The 3,853-nt window shown below is 54.2% G+C and carries 2 protein-coding genes; one reads left to right on the top strand and one right to left on the bottom strand.

Annotated features, from left to right (window positions below; all coding sequences use genetic code 11):
* Positions 1-40: 40 nt before the first annotated feature.
* Positions 41-2,644, top strand: a complete 2,604-nt coding sequence (locus PHF39_RS13815) for an oligosaccharyl transferase, archaeosortase A system-associated (protein WP_366144248.1) — start codon at positions 41-43, stop codon at positions 2,642-2,644.
* Between the two features lie 10 nt (positions 2,645-2,654).
* Here PHF39_RS13815 and PHF39_RS13810 read toward each other — a convergent pair whose 3' ends face one another.
* Positions 2,655-3,806, bottom strand: a complete 1,152-nt coding sequence (locus PHF39_RS13810) for a glycosyltransferase family 4 protein (protein WP_300225154.1) — start codon at positions 3,804-3,806, stop codon at positions 2,655-2,657.
* Between the last annotated feature and the right edge of the window lie 47 nt (positions 3,807-3,853).

Genomic DNA, 3,853 nt, shown 5'->3' with positions numbered 1-3,853 from the left:
TTTTATGACTTTTTTTTCCAGCGAGACAAACCGGCGATAGCTGATTGGCGGGTGTCTGCTCCTCTTCATGGGCGTGGCATTCGTTCTCAGGATGATTCCGGCACTATTCATCCCCCCTGATGTATTCCTGCTGAACAACGGTGCCGATGTATGGTACACCATGCGGCAGGTCGATGTTATGGTGGCACATTTCCCCCAGTACAACTGGTTCGATCCCATGACCGCATACCCTCAGGGAAAGACCATCGACTGGGGGCCGCTCTACCCGTTCCTTGCCGCTGTTGCTGCGCTCATAACAGGAGCAACAAGCCGGACTGAAATCATCAATACGGCCGGTTGGATTGCACCAATTATGGCAGCTGGGCTGGTCCCGGCAACGTACCTTCTGGGGAAGATGATGTGGGACCGGATGGCCGGGCTAGTTGCCGCGGGCCTGGTTTCGGTTATCTCGTACGCATATTTTGTCCAGTCCTCCTATGGCTGGACAGATCACCACAGCGCCGAAGTCTTTTTTATCACGCTCTTCTTCCTCGCCTATCTCTCCGCTCTCTCCACCGCGCAAAAGATTTCACGTGACCGGTTGTTTTCGAAAGAGAGCATTAATCCGGTCCTGTTGTCAGGTCTTGCCGGGATCCTGTACTTCCTCGGGTACCTGACCGCACCAACCGTTCTTCTTTGCCTGATCGTTATTGCTCTTTCAACATTTTTCCAAATCGCTCTTGATCATTATCGAAATACCGGGTCAGAATACCTTCTTGTTGTCAATTGTATTGCATTCAGCACGATTGCAATCCTCCAGATGCTCTTTGGATTCCTCCCGTGGGCAGGACTGACCCTCACAACGTATTCCATCAGTCATCTGTACGTGATGCTCGGGCTTATCGCATGGACGGTACTTCTCTATGCGTTGAGCAGGATCTTTTTCACGCAACGGGGGAGATACTATCTCTCCCTTTGTGGAATTGTCATCGGAGGGATACTCCTTGTCGGGTTCATCCCGGCACTCCAGGGAATCCGGGATCAGGCATCTTCCCTGCTTTTCGGTTCTTCGGCATACACCCTCGCAGTAAGGGATACGCAGGCATGGTCGCTTGCAGCAGCATATGACAGCTTCAACCTCTCGCTCATCCTCATGGCAGGAGGGATCGCCCTCCTCGCATATTCGGTATGCAGGAAGCAGAAAGGTGAACAGGTATTTCTGCTTACCTGGCTTGCTGTGATGATTGTACTCACCATTCCCCACCAGCGCTTCCAGTTGTACATGACAGTGCCGGTCGCACTCACGGCAGCAATCTGTGCAGCCGGAGTTGTGCAGGCATCCTTTGAGGGGGCGGGAAGCCGTATCGTCCCATGGATCGTGAAACGTACCGGGGGTCATACTGCTGAAGGGGAGAGCCGCGCTGAACGAAAAGGCCGCAGGTCAAGAACGACACCGGACCATACGGGTTCGATTGACAGGAACGGGACCATCAAAGGCCTTGCCCTTGCAGTGATCCTTGGTATTACCATCCTTGCTTTCGGACTGTCGGCTGTCCACGACTATACCTATGTTGCAAATACTCCGGGTAACCAGATTCCCTCTGACTGGGCAGAGACCCTCGTCTGGCTGAGCTCCTCGACCCCGCCGACAGGTGTCGATTACTACGGGACCTATGATCAGAAGATGTTCGCGTATCCCGGGAGTTCGTACGGGATCCTGGCACCCTGGGAGCAGGGACACCGGATCACGTTCTTTGCCAATCGTCTTCCGATCATGAACCCGTTCCAGAACAATCTTGGGGGCAATAATGGTGGCGCTGCATTCTACCTGTCTGCTGATGAGACTCATGCAAACGCTATCCTCTCGGATTTGCGGGGGCGTTACGTCATAACGGATTTGGGTACTGCGACCGACACCTTCCCCTCGCTCATCCCCTGGGTCACCGGCTCGGATGCGATCACACCCTATATCTACTGGGCATTTATACCGGATGCATCAGGTGGACTGACCAAGACCCACCTGCTGGGCGATGCCTACTACCAGACCATGATTGTCAGGCTCCAGGTATTTGACGGATCCCTGGTTACTCCTGATTCCGCCCAGTATACAACCTACACAATACGGAATGTACCGGATTCAGGAAGTAATGCTGGGGTTGGCGGGCTCACCCGGGTGATCACCGGCATGCAAACGGTAAGTACTTCCGATGACACCATACGTATCGCCCCCGAAGGGCCGGGGCTGAATGCCGGGGCTACCTATGCAGATTTCTTTTCCAGTGTGCCGTACCAGCCGGTGAAAAAAGTGCCGGCACTGACACAGTACCGGCTTGTCCACGAATCCCCCACAAATATCTCAGTCCAGCTTGGTGGAAGTGCTCAGGGAAGTGCCCTCCCCGACATCCGGCTGGTGAAAGTCTTTGAGTATGTGAAGGGCGCCCATATCCCCGGCGAGGGCATTATCGAGCTTGACCTTGTCACGAATACCGGGCGGGCGTTCGTGTACCGCCAGGAGAGTTCCAATGGGGAGTTCGTTGTCCCGTATGCAACCGAGGGGGGAACCGCAGGTGTAACGGCAACCGGGCCGTACCATATCGTGGGTTCGTCACGTTCCATCTCCGTAACGGAAGAAGATGTCGTGAATGGCAACAGGGTTTCCGGGTGAGGCCGGGAAATCAGATTTTTTTCTCGACAAGAGACTGATAATACTGTTCGGCTTGATCAACGATCCGGTCCCAGTCATAAGCGGATGCTGAGGCCCGGCAGGCTTCCCGCATCTGCTCGTGCTGCCGGAGAGCCTGGCTGATACCCTGAGCAAGGTCTTCCGGTGTCGGGGTGCAGATAATCCCGTTGCTTTCCGTAATCAGATCGCGCACAGCGTTTGCCGGATGATCGATGGTAACGACGGGCAAGCCGCACCCGAGGGCTTCCAGTGCTGCGATCCCAAATCCCTCCCGCGTAGAGGGAAGGACGAATACTTTTGATGCTTTCATCCTCGCGATGATCTCATCCGGGTTTTCCAAGAAACCGGTTATTGTAACATTTCTCTCAAGAGAATATGCACGGATCCGCGTATCTATTGCATCCTTATCCGGGCCATCCCCGATGATGGTCAGGGTCAAACCCGGCTCATCAGACACCAGAATCCGGAACGCATCGAGTAAAAGGCCGACATTCTTTTCTATGATGAGCCGTCCGGCAAAAATCACATCCGTTTTATCCTGTGCGGGTGGCACCGAATCCAGACGCGCAATATCGATCCCGTTTGTAAGGATATTGTCTGGCTGTCGGCCGAATTCATTCTCGAACCGCAAGGCCGTTGTCGGAGATACCGCTATCACCGGGGATTTGAAAGACGCCACATGGCGTTCAATTATCTTCCCGAACAATCCCAGGAGCCCCAAGTACTCGTTCCAGTATTCTCCCCACACCTCATGCCAGGTGATCACGAGCGGGATCCGGCGGGAGCGGGCAATATACCTTACGGGGATACACGGGAAAAAGGGAAAGTTCTGGCAGTCGATGATGTCAAACTGTTCCCGTGCAAGGGGCCGGATACTATGCGCGCTGAAATAGAGGGATTCCCAGACAGACCGTCTTCCCTTTGTATACAGTTTTCTTACAGGACATACACCGTGGAGGGTAACTCCGTCCTGGATGCGGACATCGTCCCCATCCCAGAATTTCATCCCGAAGATATGAACCTCGTGACCGCGGGCTGCGAGCCTTCTTGCAAGCTCCCAGACCCTCTTCTCGACGCCGCCTTTCACATAGGGGTAGATGACATCGTAGACGAATGCGATCTTCATCCGGTCCGGTTCAGGCATGGCCGTTGTTCTCGTTTATGAGCATCATACTCTGGAATACCGCGAAG

This window comes from Methanoregula sp., from assembly GCF_028712425.1.
Taxonomy (GTDB): Archaea; Halobacteriota; Methanomicrobia; order Methanomicrobiales; family Methanospirillaceae; genus Methanoregula.
This window is presented reverse-complemented; position numbering and strand designations above follow the sequence as displayed.

What these genes read in the sequence shown, in the direction of transcription:
- PHF39_RS13810 (WP_300225154.1), bottom strand. Translation starts at nt 3,806, where the DNA reads ATGCCTGAACCGGACCGGATGAAGATCGCATTCGTCTACGATGTCATC.